At 38.3% G+C, this 17660-nt stretch carries 16 protein-coding genes and 3 pseudogenes; 13 read left to right on the plus strand and 6 right to left on the minus strand.

The annotated features are described in order from the left end of the window. The first annotated feature begins 200 nt into the window (after nt 1-200). The 3 genes from QFZ72_RS12600 (at nt 201) to QFZ72_RS12610 (ending at nt 4973) form a co-directional block, all read left to right on the plus strand. Nucleotides 201-2021, plus strand: coding sequence for an assimilatory sulfite reductase (NADPH) flavoprotein subunit (locus tag QFZ72_RS12600; protein ID WP_307433761.1), 1821 nt, complete (start codon nt 201-203; stop codon nt 2019-2021). A 27-nt stretch (nt 2022-2048) separates the two neighbouring features. After that, on the plus strand, nt 2049-3767 hold the full coding sequence (cysI, locus tag QFZ72_RS12605; RefSeq protein WP_307433763.1) for an assimilatory sulfite reductase (NADPH) hemoprotein subunit: 1719 nt from the start codon (nt 2049-2051) through the stop codon (nt 3765-3767). A 129-nt stretch (nt 3768-3896) separates the two neighbouring features. Continuing rightward, complete coding sequence (locus QFZ72_RS12610) at nt 3897-4973, plus strand: DNA alkylation repair protein (RefSeq protein ID WP_307433764.1); 1077 nt, start codon at nt 3897-3899, stop codon at nt 4971-4973. Nucleotides 4974-5022: 49 nt separating this feature from the next. On the opposite strand, the gene QFZ72_RS12615 is transcribed toward QFZ72_RS12610, so the two are convergent. The 3 genes and pseudogenes from QFZ72_RS12615 to QFZ72_RS29775 all read right to left on the minus strand — a co-directional run. Next, on the minus strand, nt 5023-5292 hold the full coding sequence (locus tag QFZ72_RS12615) for a hypothetical protein (protein ID WP_307433765.1): 270 nt from the start codon (nt 5290-5292) through the stop codon (nt 5023-5025). A 420-nt stretch (nt 5293-5712) separates the two neighbouring features. Beyond that, nucleotides 5713-5820, minus strand: a pseudogene (locus QFZ72_RS29770) (KGG domain-containing protein); the annotation flags it as partial. A gap of 258 nt (nt 5821-6078) precedes the next feature. After that, nucleotides 6079-6201 (minus strand): annotated as a pseudogene (locus QFZ72_RS29775) (KGG domain-containing protein); the annotation flags it as partial. A 422-nt stretch (nt 6202-6623) separates the two neighbouring features. Between QFZ72_RS29775 and QFZ72_RS12625 the strand changes: the two are divergent. The 3 genes from QFZ72_RS12625 to QFZ72_RS12635 all read left to right on the plus strand — a co-directional run bounded on the left by QFZ72_RS12625 (nt 6624) and on the right by QFZ72_RS12635 (nt 10548). Further along, nucleotides 6624-7817 carry a nucleoside transporter C-terminal domain-containing protein gene (locus QFZ72_RS12625; RefSeq protein WP_307433769.1) on the plus strand — a complete coding sequence of 398 codons (1194 nt, stop codon included), beginning with the start codon at nt 6624-6626 and terminating at the stop codon, nt 7815-7817. 529 nt (nt 7818-8346) lie between these two features. Next, nucleotides 8347-9756 carry a GH1 family beta-glucosidase gene (locus QFZ72_RS12630; RefSeq protein ID WP_307433771.1) on the plus strand — a complete coding sequence of 470 codons (1410 nt, stop codon included), beginning with the start codon at nt 8347-8349 and terminating at the stop codon, nt 9754-9756. 84 nt (nt 9757-9840) lie between these two features. Further along, entirely contained in the window at nt 9841-10548 is a 708-nt protein-coding gene (locus QFZ72_RS12635) for a GntR family transcriptional regulator (protein WP_307433773.1), read from the plus strand. A 204-nt stretch (nt 10549-10752) separates the two neighbouring features. Here the strand turns inward: QFZ72_RS12635 and QFZ72_RS12640 are convergent, their stop codons facing one another. Together QFZ72_RS12640 and QFZ72_RS12645 are read right to left on the minus strand one after the other, a co-directional pair. Next, the gene (locus QFZ72_RS12640; protein WP_307433775.1) at nt 10753-11376 is read right to left on the minus strand and encodes a YczE/YyaS/YitT family protein; all 624 of its coding nucleotides are present in this window, start codon (nt 11374-11376) and stop codon (nt 10753-10755) included. Nucleotides 11377-11378: 2 nt separating this feature from the next. Beyond that, nucleotides 11379-11819, minus strand: a complete 441-nt coding sequence (locus QFZ72_RS12645) for a GNAT family N-acetyltransferase (RefSeq protein WP_307433777.1) — start codon at nt 11817-11819, stop codon at nt 11379-11381. A 123-nt stretch (nt 11820-11942) separates the two neighbouring features. Here QFZ72_RS12645 and QFZ72_RS12650 point away from each other — a divergent pair. Then, nucleotides 11943-12396, plus strand: a pseudogene (locus QFZ72_RS12650) (MarR family winged helix-turn-helix transcriptional regulator). A gap of 180 nt (nt 12397-12576) precedes the next feature. Here QFZ72_RS12650 and QFZ72_RS12655 read toward each other — a convergent pair. Further along, nucleotides 12577-13530: a DMT family transporter gene (locus QFZ72_RS12655; RefSeq protein WP_307433779.1), complete on the minus strand. Its 954-nt coding sequence runs from the start codon at nt 13528-13530 to the stop codon at nt 12577-12579. Between the two features lie 149 nt (nt 13531-13679). On the opposite strand from QFZ72_RS12655, the gene QFZ72_RS12660 reads away from it, so the two are divergent. From QFZ72_RS12660 to QFZ72_RS12685, 6 genes are all read left to right on the plus strand, one after another. After that, complete coding sequence (locus tag QFZ72_RS12660; protein WP_307433782.1) at nt 13680-14033, plus strand: avidin-fold protein; 354 nt, start codon at nt 13680-13682, stop codon at nt 14031-14033. Between the two features lie 113 nt (nt 14034-14146). Continuing rightward, nucleotides 14147-14392 (plus strand): DUF2164 domain-containing protein, encoded by a 246-nt coding sequence (locus QFZ72_RS12665; protein WP_223443456.1) that lies wholly within the window; start codon nt 14147-14149, stop codon nt 14390-14392. 108 nt (nt 14393-14500) lie between these two features. Beyond that, the gene (locus QFZ72_RS12670) at nt 14501-15349 is read left to right on the plus strand and encodes a transporter substrate-binding domain-containing protein (RefSeq protein WP_307433784.1); all 849 of its coding nucleotides are present in this window, start codon (nt 14501-14503) and stop codon (nt 15347-15349) included. A gap of 25 nt (nt 15350-15374) precedes the next feature. Beyond that, complete coding sequence (locus QFZ72_RS12675; protein ID WP_307433786.1) at nt 15375-16052, plus strand: amino acid ABC transporter permease; 678 nt, start codon at nt 15375-15377, stop codon at nt 16050-16052. 272 nt (nt 16053-16324) lie between these two features. Beyond that, nucleotides 16325-16744: a FosM family fosfomycin resistance protein gene (fosM, locus tag QFZ72_RS12680; protein WP_307433788.1), complete on the plus strand. Its 420-nt coding sequence runs from the start codon at nt 16325-16327 to the stop codon at nt 16742-16744. A 156-nt stretch (nt 16745-16900) separates the two neighbouring features. Further along, nucleotides 16901-17599 (plus strand): polysaccharide deacetylase family protein, encoded by a 699-nt coding sequence (locus QFZ72_RS12685; protein ID WP_307439736.1) that lies wholly within the window; start codon nt 16901-16903, stop codon nt 17597-17599. The last annotated feature ends 61 nt before the right edge of the window (nt 17600-17660 follow it).

Below are 17660 nucleotides of genomic sequence, written 5' to 3' on the forward strand. Positions count from 1 at the left end.
TAATTTTCTGTTTTCGGGTAAAGTAGAAATAGTATTTTTTAATTGGAGAAAAAGGTAAATCGATATGTATGATTTTACCCTAAAAACCAACTTAGTTTATAGGGATAATCAAAATGATTCTTTCTTTCTATAAAAAAACAGGTTTTTCACTGAAAAATGATGTATTAAACGTTTTTAATTTCTTTGTGAGGTGGGAAAAGTTGCAACTTCAGGTAACTAACAGTCCGTTCAATCAAGAGCAGGCAGAACTCCTTAATCGGCTTCTGCCAACGCTGTCAGAAACACAGAAAATCTGGCTGACAGGGTATTTGACAGCATCCCAGTCTCAGATCCTTCAGACAGAAGAGGAGACTCATGCATCAGAGCTGTCAGTACAAAGCAGTGAGGCAGCCGTCTCTAAAGAAGTGACCATTTTATACGGGTCACAAACAGGAAATGCCCAGGGTCTTGCTGAGAATGCAGGTAAAATACTTGCTGAGCAGGGTTTGCAGGTGACAATATCTTCGATGAATGATTTTAAGCCGAATCAATTAAAGAAGGTCAAAAACCTTCTTATCGTTGCAAGTACACATGGAGAAGGCACACCTCCGGATAATGCGCTCTCGTTTCATGAATTCCTACATGGAAGACGCGCGCCAAAGCTCGATGATCTTAGCTTTTCAGTTCTGTCTCTTGGTGACAGCTCATATGAGTTTTTCTGCCAGACAGGAAAGGATTTTGATCAAAAACTTGAAGAACTTGGAGGCACACGGATATACCCGCGGACTGACTGTGACCTTGATTATGATGATCAAGCTGCTGAATGGCTTCAGGGAGTCCTTGACAGCTTTAAACAGGTGCAGGGGAGAAGTCAGGAAGCATCTGAACAGACAGCATCCGCACAGGCAACAGAATCCGTCTATTCCAGAACAAATCCGTTTCGTGCAGAAGTGCTTGAGAATCTTAATTTAAACGGCCGCGGCTCAAATAAAGAAACGCACCACCTTGAGCTATCCCTTGAAGGATCTGGTCTCTCGTTTGAGCCAGGTGACAGTCTGGGAGTATATCCGGAAAATGATCCTGCACTAGTAGACTTGCTTATTCAGGAGATGAACTGGAATCCTGATGAAAAAATATCAGTCACTAAACAAGGGGACCTCCCGCTTAAAGCAGCACTTACATCCCATTTTGAAATCACGGTTTTAACAAAACCTCTTTTAGAACATGCAGTCAAGCTTTCGTCCAGCACGGAATTGCAGGAGCTGACAAAGTCTGAACAGAAAGAAAAATGTAAAGCATACCTTGAAGGCCGCGATTTGCTTGATTTGGTCCGCGATTTCGGACCATGGAATGCATCAGCAGAAGAATTCGTTTCGATTCTAAGAAAAATGCCGGCCCGTCTTTATTCAATTGCAAGCAGTTTATCAGCAAATCCTGATGAAGTCCATTTGACAATCGGGGCTGTTCGCTATGAAACACATGGACGTGAGCGAAACGGCGTCTGCTCGATTTTATGTGCAGAGCGCCTTCAGCCAGGAGATACCCTTCCGGTTTACATACAGCGGAACCAAAATTTTAAGCTCCCTCAAAATCCGGATACACCGATCATCATGGTTGGACCTGGAACTGGGATAGCGCCTTTCCGTTCTTTCATTCAGGAAAGAGAAGAAACAGGTGCAGAAGGAAAATCTTGGCTGTTCTTCGGTGATCAGCATTTCGTGACAGACTTCCTATACCAGACAGAATGGCAAAAATGGCTCGAAAACGGAGTGCTGACAAGAATAGATGTTGCGTTTTCCCGCGACACGAATGAAAAAGTTTATGTGCAGCACCGGATGCTTGAGCAGAGCAAAGAATTGTTTAAATGGATCCAAGAGGGAGCGGTTGTTTACATCTGCGGCGATGAGAAAAACATGGCCCATGATGTCCATAACACTTTAATTGAGATTTTTGAAAATGAAGGCGGCATGAGCCGTGAAAAAGCAGAAGAGTATCTTGCAGATATGCAGCAGCAAAAACGCTATCAGCGTGATGTATACTGAGATCTAGATTGAAAGGGGTATTTCAGCATGGTGAACAAACTATTAACAGCGCCGGATGGCCCGCCAAGTGATGTAGAAGATATTAAGGAAAGAAGCAATTATTTGCGCGGTACACTGAAGGAGGTCATGCAGGACCGGATCAGTGGCGGAATTCCTGATGATGACAACCGTCTCATGAAGCATCACGGCAGTTATTTGCAGGATGACCGTGATCTTCGAAATGAGCGTCAAAAGCAAAAGCTTGAACCTGCTTATCAGTTTATGCTCCGCGTCCGCATGGCGGGCGGGGTGGCAAAGCCAGAACAATGGCTTGTCATGGACGATCTTGCCCAAAAGTACGGAAATGGCACGTTAAAGCTGACTACGCGCCAGACCTTTCAAATGCACGGCATTTTAAAATGGAATATGAAGCAGACCATTAAGGAAATTCATGCGTCGATGCTCGATACCATTGCCGCCTGCGGAGATGTAAACCGGAACGTGATGTGCATTTCGAACCCTTATCAATCTGATATCCATTCTGAAGTGTATGAATGGTCAAGAAGATTGAGTGATGATTTACTTCCGCGCACGAGAGCGTATCATGAAATTTGGCTTGATGAAGAAAAAGTAGCGGGAACGCCTGACACGGAAGAAATTGAGCCGATGTATGGGCCGCTGTACTTGCCGCGTAAATTTAAAATCGGTATTGCAGTCCCGCCTTCAAATGACATCGATGTCTTTTCACAGGATCTGGGCTTCATCGCGATCGTTGAAGGAGGTAAGCTCACAGGGTTCAATATTGCAATCGGCGGGGGAATGGGAATGTCCCACGGTGACAAAGCGACGTATCCTCAGCTTGCAAAAGTAATTGGATTCTGCGCTCCTCATCAAATTGTCGATGTTGCTGAAAAGATCATTACCATTCAGCGGGATTATGGAAATCGTTCTGTCCGCAAAAATGCCCGTTTCAAGTACACAGTTGACCGCTTAGGGCTGGATGCGGTAAAAGAAGAACTTGAAAACCGCCTGGGATGGAATCTTGAAGAAGCAAAGAGCTATCACTTTGACAATAACGGGGACCGATATGGCTGGGTAAAAGGAATGGATGGCAAGTGGCACTTTACTCTTTTTGTAGAAGGCGGACGCGTAGCAGATTTTGATGGCTACAAGCTGATGACAGGTCTGCGTGAGATTGCAAAAGTCCATAAAGGTGAAATCCGTCTGACTGCCAATCAAAACTTAATTATATCTAATGTCCCAAGCCATCAAAGGAAAAAAATCAACGATCTGATTGACCAATTCGGGCTGACTGACGGCAAGCATTACTCTGCACTGCGCCGCAGCTCACTCGCGTGTGTTGCCCTGCCGACATGCGGCCTTGCAATGGCTGAGGCAGAGCGTTACTTACCGGTGCTGATCGATAAAATTGAAGCCATCGTTGATGAAAACGGGCTGCGAAACGAAGAGATTACCATTCGAATGACCGGCTGTCCGAACGGCTGTGCACGCCATGCTTTGGGTGAGATTGCCTTTATAGGCAAAGCGCCCGGCAAGTACAATATGTATTTGGGTGCAGCTTTTGACGGCAGCCGCCTGAGCAAGATGTACCGTGAAAACATCGGGGAAGAAGAGATTTTAAGCGAACTTCGCGTCCTTCTTTCACGCTACGCAAAAGAGAGGACAGAGAAAGAACACTTTGGAGACTTTGCCGTTCGGGCAGGAGTCATAAAAGAAGTAACAGACGGTACAAATTTTCATGATTGATGAAAGACAGGTCCTTCCTGTCTTTTTATTTTGGAAGCAAACAGGAAATAATAGAGAAGGATTGTAAACGAATATACGTTCGTGTATAGTTAATTAAGATAATACTTCCTATTAAAGAAGGTAGAAATGATGGCTGAGGCACTAAAAAATATTTATAATGAAGCTTTTATTGAGACGTTGCTTTATGCAATAGATCAGGAATACACTTTATTTGATTCCGAACAATTCCGCACTCGTTTTTTTGAAGAAGGCTGGGAGAATTTAGCGTTAAAGCAGCGGATGAGAAAGATTACAGTGTGTTTAAAAAATTCACTGCCTGAGGACTATCAGGATGCTCTCCAGATTTTATATAAAATTGCACCGCAATTTAATGGTCTTGGCGGCATCATTTTCCCCGATTACGTGGAGCAATATGGTTTGCAGGAATGGGACGAATCAATGCATGCGTTAGCTTACTTTACAGTATTCTCAACTTCAGAATTTGCAGTCCGACCTTTTTTAATTAAAGATGGGAAGCGTATGCTTGAACAAATGCTGAAGTGGTCCACCCATTCAAATGAGAATGTAAGAAGACTGGCGAGCGAGGGGAGCAGACCAAGACTTCCTTGGGGAGCAGCGGTTCCTTCATTAAAAGAAGACCCCCGGCAAACATTGCCGATTTTAGAAAACCTGAAAAATGATCATTCTTTATATGTTCGCAAGAGTGTTGCCAATCATCTAAATGATATTTCCTACACACACTCTGAGTTTGTTTTAAGCATAGCGAATGAATGGAGCGGAAAGAACAAATATACGGATTGGATAATCAAGCATGCCTGTCGTTCATTACTTAAAAAAGGAAACAGAGAAGCACTTGCGCTATTTGGATATGGAAATGACAGTCCAATAAAAATTGAGCACCTGACCCTTCATCCCGATACTATCCAGATTGGAGACAGTATTCAATTTACATTTCATATTTCAGCAGAAAGCACAATTCCAGTCAGGGTGGAATATGCAATTGATTATGTGAAATCACGGGGACAGCGAAATCGAAAGGTATTTATGCTGAAAACACGCAATATGAAGCAGGGGGAAAAAAACATCATCACAAAAACTCATCCTTTTAAAGATTTAACAACAAGAAAGCATTATAAAGGAATACACACTTTATCCATTGTTATTAATGGTGCAGTAAAAGCAGAGAAAGATTTTATCATTCAATAACAGACTGCTGATACTACGAAAAAAAGTCCTCCTAGGAGGACTTTTTTCATTAGTCATCTTGTCTATCTTGATCATTCATATCTTCAGGGTCTTCAATTGGATCTTCTGAGTCTTTCTCTGCATCTTCTTCGGCATCTTTGTTCATTGCGTCATCTTCATCTAAACCAGGTGCATCTCCATTTTGTTCTTCTTGAGGAGCTTCATCATTTTGCTCTTCTTCTGGTGGTGCCGGATCTTGATCACCATTTGTAGCGCATCCAGCTAAAATTAAAGCAGAGAAACATACACTAAATAGTACAGATAACCATCTTTTATTCATTGTGTTACTCCTTCCATTAAGTTAATTCTGTTTTATATTTCCCTTAATAAAAAAAAACATGAATTTTTTTATCAATAATTTTTTAAAAAAGTTTGAAACGCTATTAAAAAGATTTAATACTGTGTTTATAAGTTGTAAACATAATGTTCAGGATTAGTGCTGCGGTTATAAGATTACCATGAAAACTAAAAAAGTAAACCGATTCTTAAAAACAGTTCTGTTAAAGAGGGAGCAGGAGATTGTGGAGGAAATGGGGTACATTCGATATGAATAAAAGAAGGTGTGATTGATCATATCTTTAATAAAGGTTATTTGTGATTTGAAGAGGGTTTTCAGCAATTTATCTGTATGGCATATACTATTCAACTAACAAAAAACACCTTCCATTACCGGAAGGTGTGATTATCGTCTATTTTTTTATCGTCTGCTTTTTTCGCCTCCTTTTTGCCCGATCTCCTGGTAAAACTCCTTATCATGAGAATCAGCTGTAGCTTGTCCGCCTTTGCGTCCCGCTTCTTCGCGGCTCATTTTACCGTTATCGTCTGAGCTGCTGTTGTTAGCGTTCGATTGATTTTGGTTAGAAGAGCTTGCTTGTCCGCCTTTGCGTCCCGCTTCTTCGCGGCTCATTTTACCGTTATCGTCTGAGCTGCTGTTGTTAGCGTTCGATTGATTTTGGTTAGAGGAGCTTGCTTGTCCGCCTTTGCGTCCTGCTTCCTCACGGCTCATTTTACCATTATTGTCTGAACTGCTGTTGTTAGTATTCGATTGGTTTTGCTGAGAGGCAGTTGCTTCGCCGCCTTTTTTTCCGATTTCCTGGTAAAATTCCTTGTCGTGAGAATCAGCTGTAGCCTGTCCGCCCATCCGTCCTGCTTCTTCGCGGCTCATTTTGCCATTGTTTTGATTAGTCATTAAAAATTCCTCCTAATAAATTTGGATTTTTAACTACACTTTTTTTATACCCGTCAGCTTAGCAATAAAACTGTTTTTTTATCATTACGGCCAAATAGACTAGATAAGAATGGAATAATCAGATAAATAGAACTTAAAATATCTTGGGTATATAAGATTATCTTATAGTTCTTATTTTCTTTAAAATAGGCGAATTTTACTGCACAGAATTCTTACATTACATAATACAACTGTACGGACAAAAACCTTGATGCATCAAGGTTTTTTCTTATTGTAAATAAATCATTCATTTTTAAATGGAACGCTGTCTATGTCCCTTCATCCTGTTGTTCCAATGCTGACAGGATGGAATGGAAGAGCGGTAATCTTTCACATAATATAAAAAAAGATATTGGCAATGATAAATCAAGGAGGGTGATAGTATGTATTTCTTGTTAAATATACTAGGTGTACTAGTTGTAATTGGAATTGTTTATATTTGTTCACCTAATAAAAGGAATGTTAAATGGAAAGCTATTCTAGCCTTGATCGTTGTTGAATTCATAATTACTTGGTTCATGTTATCGACTAAAATCGGGACATGGGTCATTAATCAAATTGCAGCTTTCTTTACCTGGCTGATTTCATGCGCAAATGAAGGGATATCTTTTGTTTTCCCATCTGCAATGGCAAATGAGCAGGTTGATTTCTTTTTCAGTGCATTAATGCCGATTATTTTCATTATTACGTTTTTTGACATATTATCGTATTTCGGTATTCTGACCTGGATTATCGATAAAGTAGGCTGGCTTATCTCAAAAGTGTCAGGTTTGCCAAAACTTGAGAGTTTTTTTTCCATCCAGATGATGTTTCTTGGAAATACCGAAGCTCTTGCTGTTTTGCGTCTTCAACTTGGTGCTATAAAAACTCAGAGATTGCTGACATTTGGAATAATGGGCATGAGCAGTATAAGCGGATCCATTATCGGGGCTTATTTATCCATGGTTCCTGCAACATATGTGTTTGTTGCTATTCCATTAAACTGTTTAAACGCACTGCTGATTGCAAACATGCTAAATCCTGTCGCTGTCAGCAGAGAGGAGGATGTAGTATATGTTCCTACTAAAGAGGAACGTAAAGATTTCTTTTCCACTATTTCAAACAGTATGCTTGTGGGGATAAAGATGGTCATTGTCATTACGGCAATGGTTATCGGTTATGTAGCATTGACGGCCAGTTTAAATGGTATATTAAGTTTCTTTGTCAACGGTTTGACGATTCAAAAAATCTTCTCAGTTCTTTTTAGTCCATTCGCTTTCTTGCTTGGATTAACTGGGAGTGATGCGATGTATGTTGCTCAATTAATGGGGATCAAACTTGCTACAAATGAGTTTGTTGCCTTGCTCGATTTAAAAGATAAGGTTGGCGGCCTTGCTCCGCATACTGTTGCCGTTGCAGTGACGTTCCTCACCTCATTTGCCAACTTCAGTACAGTAGGTATGATTTATGGAACGTTTAATTCTATCCTTGATGAAGAAAAATCGCACATTATCGGAAGGAATGTCTGGAAGATGCTGCTTAGCGGAATGGCTGTATCCTTGTTAAGTGCTATGGTAGTTGGATTATTCATTTGGTAATTAAGTTACTGATTTATAGGAATGAAAGGAGGAAATCAAGATCCAAGAAGGGGAAACACCAATTCTCCTTTCTCCTTTACAATTGGAGAACGATTGACCAATTAATGTTATTTTTCTCTAGGGAAACAATTTCTCCAAGTCGAGAAAATGAATTCAAAGGACGCCTTCTCCAAAGGAGTTGTACAGGCTCCCGTATATGCTGAATTTCCCTTTCAGTTAAAAACTCTAATGTCTTTATTATTACTACTATTTCAAATTCAAAAAGGTAAGTAAGGTTACTTTCATCTTCAACTAAAAGAGGGGGCGTTAATTAAGAAGGATTAACGTCCTTTTTTTGTGTATTAATGGCACTTGGATTTCATTATTTCAATACCGCTGTTACTATCTTTTACACTTATTTTTTAATGTATTACGAAATTTATGTAGTCAAATATTGAAAGAAAGTATATAATCACATTAATATTTGTACCTATAAATATAAAATATAGTAATGAATTTAATGAATTGATTTAAAAACGGAGGGTTTTAAATGAAGTTTCCATATGATTTTTTATTCGGAGCAGCTTCTGCTTCTTATCAAATAGAAGGCGCCTGGAATGAAGATGGTAAAGGAAAGACGAACTGGGATGTCTTTTCAAAGATTCCGGGAAACACGTATAAAGGTACAAACGGAGATGTAGCCATAGACCATTATCATCGCTACAAAGAAGATATTAAGTTAATGGCAGAGATGGGCCTTGAATCGTACCGGTTTTCCATTTCATGGGCCCGTATTTTGCCGACAGGAGACGGAGAAGTCAATAAAAAGGGCTTGGAATTTTATAATAATGTGATTAATAAATGTTTAAAATATGGTATTGTTCCTTTCGTTACGCTGTATCATTGGGATTTGCCTCTGACCCTTGAAGAAGACGGAGGATGGACAAATAAGCGAACAGCTGAAGCCTTTGTCAAGTATGCAGATATTTGTTTTCGGTCATTCGGTGACCGCGTCAAACATTGGATTACATTCAATGAAACAGTTATGTTTTGTGGATTAGGCTATTTAAAAGGAGCGCATCCGCCTGGTATCCAAAACGATGAGAAGAAGTACTTTCAAGCGACACATTACGTGTTTTATGCACATGCAAAAACCGCAGAAGTCTATAAGGAACTAAAGTCTTACGGCGAGATTGGTATTACCCATGTTTTCTTGCCAGCTTACAGTATAGATGATAAACATGAGAATGTATTAGCTGCCAGGCATGCCAATGAATATGAAACTTTTTGGTATTATGACCCAATTTTAAAAGGTGAATATCCGTCTTATGTGGTTGATCAATTAAAGGAGAAAGGCTGGACGCCAAGCTGGACAGAAGAAGAACTGGATACGATAAAAAGAAATGCGGGAAAAAATGATTTTATAGGACTTAATTATTACCAGCCCATTCGAGTAGAAAAAAATCACGAGGCAGATTCATCCAAGGAACATTCAAGAGAAACATCCACTCTAGCTCCAGGCAACCCGTCTTTTGATGGTTTTTATCGGACCGTAAAAATGGAGGATAAAACATATACAAAATGGGGATGGGAAATCTCGCCTCAAGGATTTTTAGACGGGCTGCATATGTTAAAAGATCGTTATGGTGATATTAAAATGTATGTAACAGAAAACGGGCTTGGTGATGAGGATCCGATTATTGATGGTGAAATAGTGGATGTTCCCCGTATTAAATATATTGAGGAACATTTAAAAGTGATTAAGTGTGCAATCAAAGAAGGCATACATTTAAAAGGGTATTACGCATGGTCTGTCATTGATCTATTAAGCTGGTTAAACGGCTATAAAAAGCAATACGGATTTATTTACGTGGATCATCATGATCATTTAAACCGAAAGAAAAAGCTGTCGTTTCATTGGTATAAGCATATTATTGAGACGAGAGGAGAAGAGCTGTAAGTAGAAGGAAAACCTCTTGATTTTAATCAAGAGGTTTTGTGTATAATAAAGAATAAATGATTGAACGAATGATAGGGAGATTATATGGCTGTAAAATATAAAGAAATAGCTGATTGTTTAGAACTTGAAATTAGGGATGGGAAATTTGATAATACGAAAAAGCTGCCGACAGAAGAAGAACTGATAAAAAATTTTGAAGTGAGCCGAAATACGATCCGAAAAGCAATTAATCAGCTGGTCAATCGAGGTTATATCTATCAGGTGCAAGGCAGTGGAATGTTTTTACGGGAAAAATCTGTAACCGATTATATAAACTTAGGCAGTCTTAGAGGATTAACAAAAGATTTGACTTCAAAAAAAATTGAGACGAAGATTTTGGATTTACATGTGCTAGAAGCTGATGAAGTAAAAGCAAAACAAATGCGTTGTGAAGCGGGAACAAAACTTTATTATATTAAGCGGCTCCGAATTGTAGATAAAGAACCCTTCTCAATTGAAATAAGTTACTTTAAAAAAGATATTGTGCCATATTTAAATGAAGATATTGCATCGCGTTCTATTTATAGGTACCTTATAGAGGACTTAAAATTAAACATTGGTTTTGCTGACAAAATAATCAACTGCGAAAAAATCGATGAAGCAAGTGCGAGATTGCTCCATGTTAATCCGCTTGATCCAGCATTGATCATTGAAAATACAGTATTCTTAACTAACGGAACCATCTTTGAATTATCTAATTCATTTTTTCATTATCAAAAAGCAAAAATCTTAAATCGAATCAATTTTAAATAAAATAAAATTTAAACCGGTTAAGACTCCTGTTCTTAACCGGTTTATTATATGGAGCAGCTGAAATCGCGCAGTGTATCTTCGTCTTTCCTGAATTTTTCGGCAGCTTTTTCTTATTGCACTAATTAACGGGGCAGGGCAGAAGAAGGAAATCAAAAACCATTCTACATAGAATGGTTTTTATCGGTATCACTTTTAATTGATATACTAGTGTTTATCAGGTTGAGTTTTTTCAAGTAGTATATCAATATATGACATAAAGTAATTAAGAATCGGACCTCCCAAACATACAGTTAATAGAGTCCCAATGCCGATTGGTCCATTGAATATGATTGCCATTGTCAAGAATAAAAGATAAATTAATGTTCTTGAAAACAGTATATTCATTTTAGTCAATTCTCGAATTATTAACATTAAACGGTCAACAGGAATTGGAGCAAAATGTGTGTGTAAATAGATGGCAGTTCCTGCCCCTATGACGATTATGCCTATCCCAAAACAAACAAGTTTACTGAACCATAGTTCTGGTGTTATCAATTGATGCAATAAAAAAAGCCATATATCAATCCCAACACCAGTAATAAAGGCTGTTAGCAAACCTAAAAACTCAGGTCTTTGTCTTTTTAAAAAGGAATTACAAAATATTAGTATGAAGGCTATTATGATTTCCCAACTGCCTACAGTAAGACCAACTTTTATAGATAGTCCTACCAAAAGTGCATCAAAAGGTGATGTCCCAAGGTCTGATTGTATAGTCAGTGAAATACCAAGCGTTAAGATCAAGATTCCTAATCCATAAAAAATATATTTCGTTCTACTTAACCTTTTCATAATTATTTAATAGATAATTCTTTAGTCATTAAAATGTGTGGAATTCCATCTTCCATAAATATACTTGATGAAGTCTGATAGCCAAGTTTTTTGTAAAAACCTTCAGCTTGAGTTTGACCGTGTAATTTAACCCTGTATACTCCTTTTTCTTCAGCTATTTCTTCTAACGCTTTAATAATTCCTTTTCCAAGTCCAAATTTGCGGTAAGGCTCCATGATACAGATTCTCTCCAATTTACCTAAGCCATCAACAACTCTTAATCTTCCCGTTCCGGCTGGTTGTTGATTGTAATAGACTAAAATGTGTTCACATAGGCCATTAAGTGTGTCAAATTCGTCAAATTCATCTTCAATTGATACGCCTTGTTCCCTAACAAATACTTCTTTTCTGATATGAAATGCTTTTATTAAATCATCTTCCACAGTTATTCTTTTAGATTCCACTTATCTTCAGCCCTTTCTGGATTTATTTAATCAGACAAGTCATAATTAATTTAAATATCTTTGAACAGTATATAGGAAATTTATATTGTTGTAAATGCAACAAAAAAGTTGGGGGTTTTTTGAATGAAGGAAATTCTTCGTGAAATTGGAATGATAGCAAGGGCATTAGACTCTATAAGTAATATAGAATTTAAAGAATATGATCTTACAAAAGGGCAGTATTTGTATCTTATTCGAATCTGTGAAAATCCAGGAATTATTCAAGAAAAGTTAGCAAGAAATGATAAAGGTAGACCGAACAACAGCAGCCCGTGCAATAAAAAAACTTGCGATGCAAGGTTTTATTGAAAAGAAAGATGATGATAACAACAAAAAAATAAAAAAACTTTTTCCAACTGGGAAAGGTGAAAAAGTATATCCCTTTTTAAAGAGAGAAGGAGAATACTCTAATATGGTTGCATTATCTGGATTTTCCGATGAAGAAATAGATATCATTTATAATCTTCTTCAAAAGGTTAGAAAAAATATAGAGGTCGATTGGGACTTCGTAAAAAAGGGAAACAAGAGAGAATACTGATAAACTAAGAGGTGCGCTTTAGTTGAGTAAGGTCCCAAGTCTCCTGTGAAACTTGGGTTAAGAAAAAACTCGCCAATTTTACGGCGAGTTTTTTGTGTTTTTTGCCATTGCTTAAGTCAGTCTGAGCATCAATTAGGTTTTCAAATTGAGAACAACTCCTCAAAACGGAACCTTTTAGTTTTATGGGTGCTGCCCTTTTATTTTTATCCGTTGGGGAGCGGAAAAAAAGCTGTGCAGAAGCATGCCAAGCATGATAAGGAAAATACCAATCAGCGTCAATCCGTCCGGCAGCGGGGCTTGGAGCAGAAGCACTTCACCAAAAAGAACAAACAGGACTTGAGTGGATTGTGTGGCTTCAACTGAAGCTAATTTTTCCTCATCATTTCTTACGCGATCTGTCGCAATAAAAAATAATGTTGTAGCAATGACACCCGAGGAAACGGCAACGATAAACGACTGGGTGGTTTGTTCAGCAGATGGTGGACCAACTTTAATTAACCCATAAACTGCAAGAATAAACCAAAAAGGGAGGCTTGCAAGCGTCATACCTAGCACACGCTGAAATGTATCGAGTCTGCCTCCGCAGACTTCCATCATTTTGCGGTTCCCTAAAGGGTAAGCAAAAGCCGCGATGACGACTGGGAGGATCCCTGCAAGCAGCTGATTAAAACTGATATCCGTCCCATTTCTTACTTGAATCAAAACGACACCTGCTAAAATAATCATCGAAAAACAGAGAGCCTGAATCGGAATCCTCTTTCGCGTTTTAAAAGAATGACTATTCTCATAGAAAAAGGGTGTCAATAGGATTCCGGCTACGATCGTCAGCTGCCAGGTGCCAGCAACAAGCCAGCCCGGACCATATGCAGCAGCGTATGTAATCGGTCCGTAGAACAAGACAAATCCTGAAAAGCTCCAAATAAGCCATTGAAACGGACTTGCTTTCATTTCTGCAAGAAGCTGTTTCATGTTTTTGCGGAAAATCACGATTATCAGTAAAAATGGAACCATAAAAAAGAATCTGAGAGATGAGCTCCATAACCAGCTTCCCCCTGAAAGTTCCATTGACCGGTTTAAGATAAAAGTGACTGCAAAAAACATGGAAGCAATAATACCGATCAAGATTTCTCTCATAAATAATCCTCCCTTAGACAGCATGTGTGCAATATATTGTACATGCGGTACTGTTTATTATACGTAATTTTTATAAAATTGAAATAAATAATTGGATACATTTATTAAATATGATAAGATGGCATAAATTTTAATAAAGGAGAATCCAAATGATTAATTACCATAATCGCCGCTTTTTGTCTGTAGAAAATACTGCAAATGGAGAGGTCTCCTCTAAAACTGTTTTCACGTATAAGCAAGATGGCCAAATACTCTCAGCAGCTTATGAAGGCGGAGAGATTGTCAAAGGGACATTAATTGGGCTTGTCAAAGAAGATGGCACATTGGAATTTAAGTATAATCACGTCAATGTAAATAATGAAATCAGGGGAGGGCACTGCTTTTCCAAGCCAGAGATATTATCTGACGGCAGAATCAGACTTCATGAAAAATGGCAGTGGTTTGACCGGGATCAGACAGAGGGAGAATCTATTATAGAGGAAATTGTTAAGGAAGATAATTAGACGATTCTTCTCACTTTGTACACAGAATTTTTTAAACTACCAGTCTGCCTTTCTTTTTTCTTTCTTGTTATTATCAAAAAAGGGAAGAAAACAAGAAAGAAAGGCTGATGAAAATGTTTATTAAATTTACCAAAGAAGAAAAAATGATGATGATTGAAGATATTCAGCGCTATTACTACCAGGAAAATGGAGATGAAATTGGCGAGCTTGCAGCTGAAAATCTATTGGAGTTCATTAAAGAATCCATCGGACCTCACTTTTATAATCAGGCGATTAAAGACGCCAAAAATTTAGTTGAACAAAGAATGCAGACGATGGAAGAAGATCTTTATGCACTTGAAAGATCTATTAAAAGATAAAGTGGTCTTAAGCTTACAGCTTCTGTAAGCTTTTTTTGAACAAAAAAATTGCGAAATCCCTGATGTAATGCTATCTTTTATAGGATTATAGAAAAAAGGTGGATTCGTATGACAAGATTATTTACTTCAAATAAGCTGAATGCCGTGATGATTATGATGGCATTTGCATTAGTGATTGCCGGATGCAGCAGTTCTACAGAGAAAAAAGAAGAAAAAACGGCATGGGATACAATAAAAGAAGAAGGCAAGCTGACAGTTGCTACTTCTGGCACGCTTTATCCAACGTCTTACCACGATTCTGAAACAAATGAGCTGACTGGATATGAAGTAGAGGTAGTTCGTGAAATGGCGAAGCGCATGGATATGGAAGCAGAATTTTCTGAGATGGCATTTGACGGAATGCTGACATCCATCCAAAGCGGAAAAGTGGATATCGCTGCAAACGATATTATGATTAATAATGAACGAAAAGAAAAATTCGAATTCGCCAATCCATATAAATTCTCATACGGTACAGCGATGGTCCGGAAAGATGATCTTTCTGGAATAAAATCATTGGAGGATTTAAAAGGGAAGAAAGCAGCGGGAGAAGCAACGACTACATACATGGCTGTTGCCCGTGAATACGGTGCGGAGGAAGTCATTTATGACAATGCAACAAATGATCAATACTTAAGAGATGTATCAACTGGACGAACCGACGTTATTTTAAATGATTATTACCTGCAGCGCCTTGCGGTTGCAGCGTTTCCTGACTTAAATATTGCCATTCATCCTGACATCAAGTTCAACCCTAACAGCCAGGGCATCATTATGAAAAAGGGCAGCGCTGAATTGAAAAAGAATATTGATGCAGCATTAAAAGAAATGCATGAAGATGGAACCATTTCCGAAATCTCGAAGAAATTCTTTGATGGTGCTGATGTTTCAAAAAAACCGAATGTTGATTTTGAGTAACTGGTAACTGAAGAAGGTGAGTGCGATGGGAGATATTCAGTGGGAATACATCTTTAATTATAAACTTGCTATAGAATCTTTTCCATATGTGATACAAGGGATCTGGAATACCCTGCTCATTTCCTTAGTCAGCATGGCAATCGGTTTGGTGCTCGGTTTTTTTCTCGCACTGGGGCGTACTTCTAAGTATTCGTTTTTCACGTGGCCGGCTAGAATCTATATTTCGTTTATGCGAGGGGTTCCGATACTGGTTATTCTGTTTATTTTATATTTTGGTTTTCCGATTATCGGCATCGAGTTCACAGCCATAACGGCTGCTTTAATCGGCTTCAGCTTAAACAGTGCTGCCTATATGGCGGAAATTAACCGTTCAGCTTTAGCCTCTGTTGACCGAGGACAGTGGGAGGCTTCCAAGTCGCTTGGTCTTTCCTACTGGCAGACGATGAGAGGAATTATTTTGCCGCAGGCTTTCAGAATTGCGCTGCCTCCTCTTTCTAACGTGCTGCTTGACTTGACGAAAGCATCCTCACTGGCCGCGATGATAACTGTGCCGGAGCTTTTTCAGCAGGCTAAAATTGTCGGAGGCAGGGAGCTTGATTACATGACAATGTATATTCTCGTTGCCCTCATTTATTGGGGAATTTGTTCTCTTTTGACAATTGTCCAAAATCACCTCGAGAAAAGATATGAATACCTAGTATAAATTCAGGTCACAGCATTGGAGCCGGATTTTCATTTATGAGAAAATCCGGCTTCTTTGTTTTTATCTTTTTTATAAAAGGATTGTACTTGTTCGCGAATAAAAAAGTGCTGGGGAAGGACTTCTGAATTTAATGAAGAATAAATCGTTTTATGCAGGGTTCGTGCATGAAGAAGAGATGGCAGAATCCATTACACACTAGTGAAACAGGATCAAATAGAAACGCTAAATGACGCATCGGATGTATATTAATAAACATAAAATGAGGTGAAGGCATGACTATTAAAGGTTTGAATCATTTTTTATTTTCCGTTACTAATTTGGAGCACTCAATCGAATTTTACCAGCATGTATTTGATGCAAAGTTATTAGTAAAAGGAAGAAGCACTGCCTATTTTGATTTAAATGGCATGTGGCTCGCTCTCAATGAGGAAAAAAATATTTCCCGCAGTGAACATAATCAATCATATACACATATAGCTTTTTCAATAGATGAAGCGGATTTTGATAAAATGTGTGATCGGTTGGAAAAGTTAAATGTAAACATTCTTTCTGGACGTTCAAGAGATGAGAAAGATAAAAAATCGATTTATTTTACAGACCCGGACGGTCATAAGTTTGAGTTTCATACGGGTACACTGGAAGACAGATTAACTTACTATCGACAGGAGAAAAAACATATGGAATTTTTCTAATTTCAAACGGGGAAATACTTACTTCTTCACAAATGATATAATTAGGTACCATGCATTTTTTAGGAGAAATAAAGTGACGCTCTTGATTATATTGGGTATTCATTAGTTGAAAAATAATACAAAATAAAGAAAAGAAGTAAGAGGTAGTGGTTTATGCTGAAAAAAAGATACGTCATACCATTTATAGGATTAGTTTCATTCACTATTCTATTATTCTCTATGTATCATTTAATGAATTCAAGAACCTTTCAATTATTTGGCGGGTTAACCAGCAATGTTGAAACGGCACAAAAAGCAGTCGCTTTGACGTTTGATGATGGGCCGGCTGGAAATACGGATGATATATTGGCTATACTGGATAAATATCATGCGAAGGCTACCTTCTTTTTAATCGGGAATGAGCTGGAAAATCATCCGAAAGAAGGACAGATGATAGCGGAAGCCGGACATCAGATTGGAAATCATACATATTCTCACAGCAGAATGATTTTTAAGTCACCATCCTTCATCAAGGAGGAAATCGAAAAAACAAACAACTTAATACGCCTTACAGGCTTTAAAGGAGAAATTGATTTTCGGCCTCCTAACGGGAAAAAATTAGCCTTGCTGCCCTATTTTTTAAACAAACGTCAAATGGATACAATCACATGGAACATTGAACCAGACACTTACTACAGTTCCATATCTGACAAAGTAAGGTATGTAAACGAAAAGACTGAACCAGGGTCCATCATTTTGCTTCATCCAATGTACGATAAGACAGGAAAAGAACTAAAAGTTCTGGAAGAAATCATCAAATCATTAGCTGAAGACGGGTATGAATTCGTTACGGTGAATGAATTACAGAAATATTAGGACTGTATAAAGGCAGTAATCCTGTCTTTATTTTGTTCATACATAAACATTCAATTAGAAA

The sequence above is a fragment of the Bacillus sp. V2I10 genome, assembly GCF_030817055.1.
Lineage (GTDB): Bacteria > Bacillota > Bacilli > Bacillales > Bacillaceae > Bacillus_P.

Coding starts and splice junctions, on each gene's coding strand:
- QFZ72_RS12635 (WP_307433773.1), top strand. CDS start 9,841: ATGGCTGTAAAATATAAAGAAATAGCTGATTGTTTAGAACTTGAAATT.
- fosM (WP_307433788.1), top strand. CDS start 16,325: ATGACTATTAAAGGTTTGAATCATTTTTTATTTTCCGTTACTAATTTG.
- cysI (WP_307433763.1), top strand. CDS start 2,049: ATGGTGAACAAACTATTAACAGCGCCGGATGGCCCGCCAAGTGATGTA.
- QFZ72_RS12660 (WP_307433782.1), top strand. CDS start 13,680: ATGATTAATTACCATAATCGCCGCTTTTTGTCTGTAGAAAATACTGCA.
- QFZ72_RS12625 (WP_307433769.1), top strand. CDS start 6,624: ATGTATTTCTTGTTAAATATACTAGGTGTACTAGTTGTAATTGGAATT.
- QFZ72_RS12670 (WP_307433784.1), top strand. CDS start 14,501: ATGACAAGATTATTTACTTCAAATAAGCTGAATGCCGTGATGATTATG.
- QFZ72_RS12665 (WP_223443456.1), top strand. CDS start 14,147: ATGTTTATTAAATTTACCAAAGAAGAAAAAATGATGATGATTGAAGAT.
- QFZ72_RS12675 (WP_307433786.1), top strand. CDS start 15,375: ATGGGAGATATTCAGTGGGAATACATCTTTAATTATAAACTTGCTATA.
- QFZ72_RS12610 (WP_307433764.1), top strand. CDS start 3,897: ATGGCTGAGGCACTAAAAAATATTTATAATGAAGCTTTTATTGAGACG.
- QFZ72_RS12655 (WP_307433779.1), bottom strand. CDS start 13,530: ATGAGAGAAATCTTGATCGGTATTATTGCTTCCATGTTTTTTGCAGTC.
- QFZ72_RS12630 (WP_307433771.1), top strand. CDS start 8,347: ATGAAGTTTCCATATGATTTTTTATTCGGAGCAGCTTCTGCTTCTTAT.
- QFZ72_RS12640 (WP_307433775.1), bottom strand. CDS start 11,376: ATGAAAAGGTTAAGTAGAACGAAATATATTTTTTATGGATTAGGAATC.
- QFZ72_RS12615 (WP_307433765.1), bottom strand. CDS start 5,292: ATGAATAAAAGATGGTTATCTGTACTATTTAGTGTATGTTTCTCTGCT.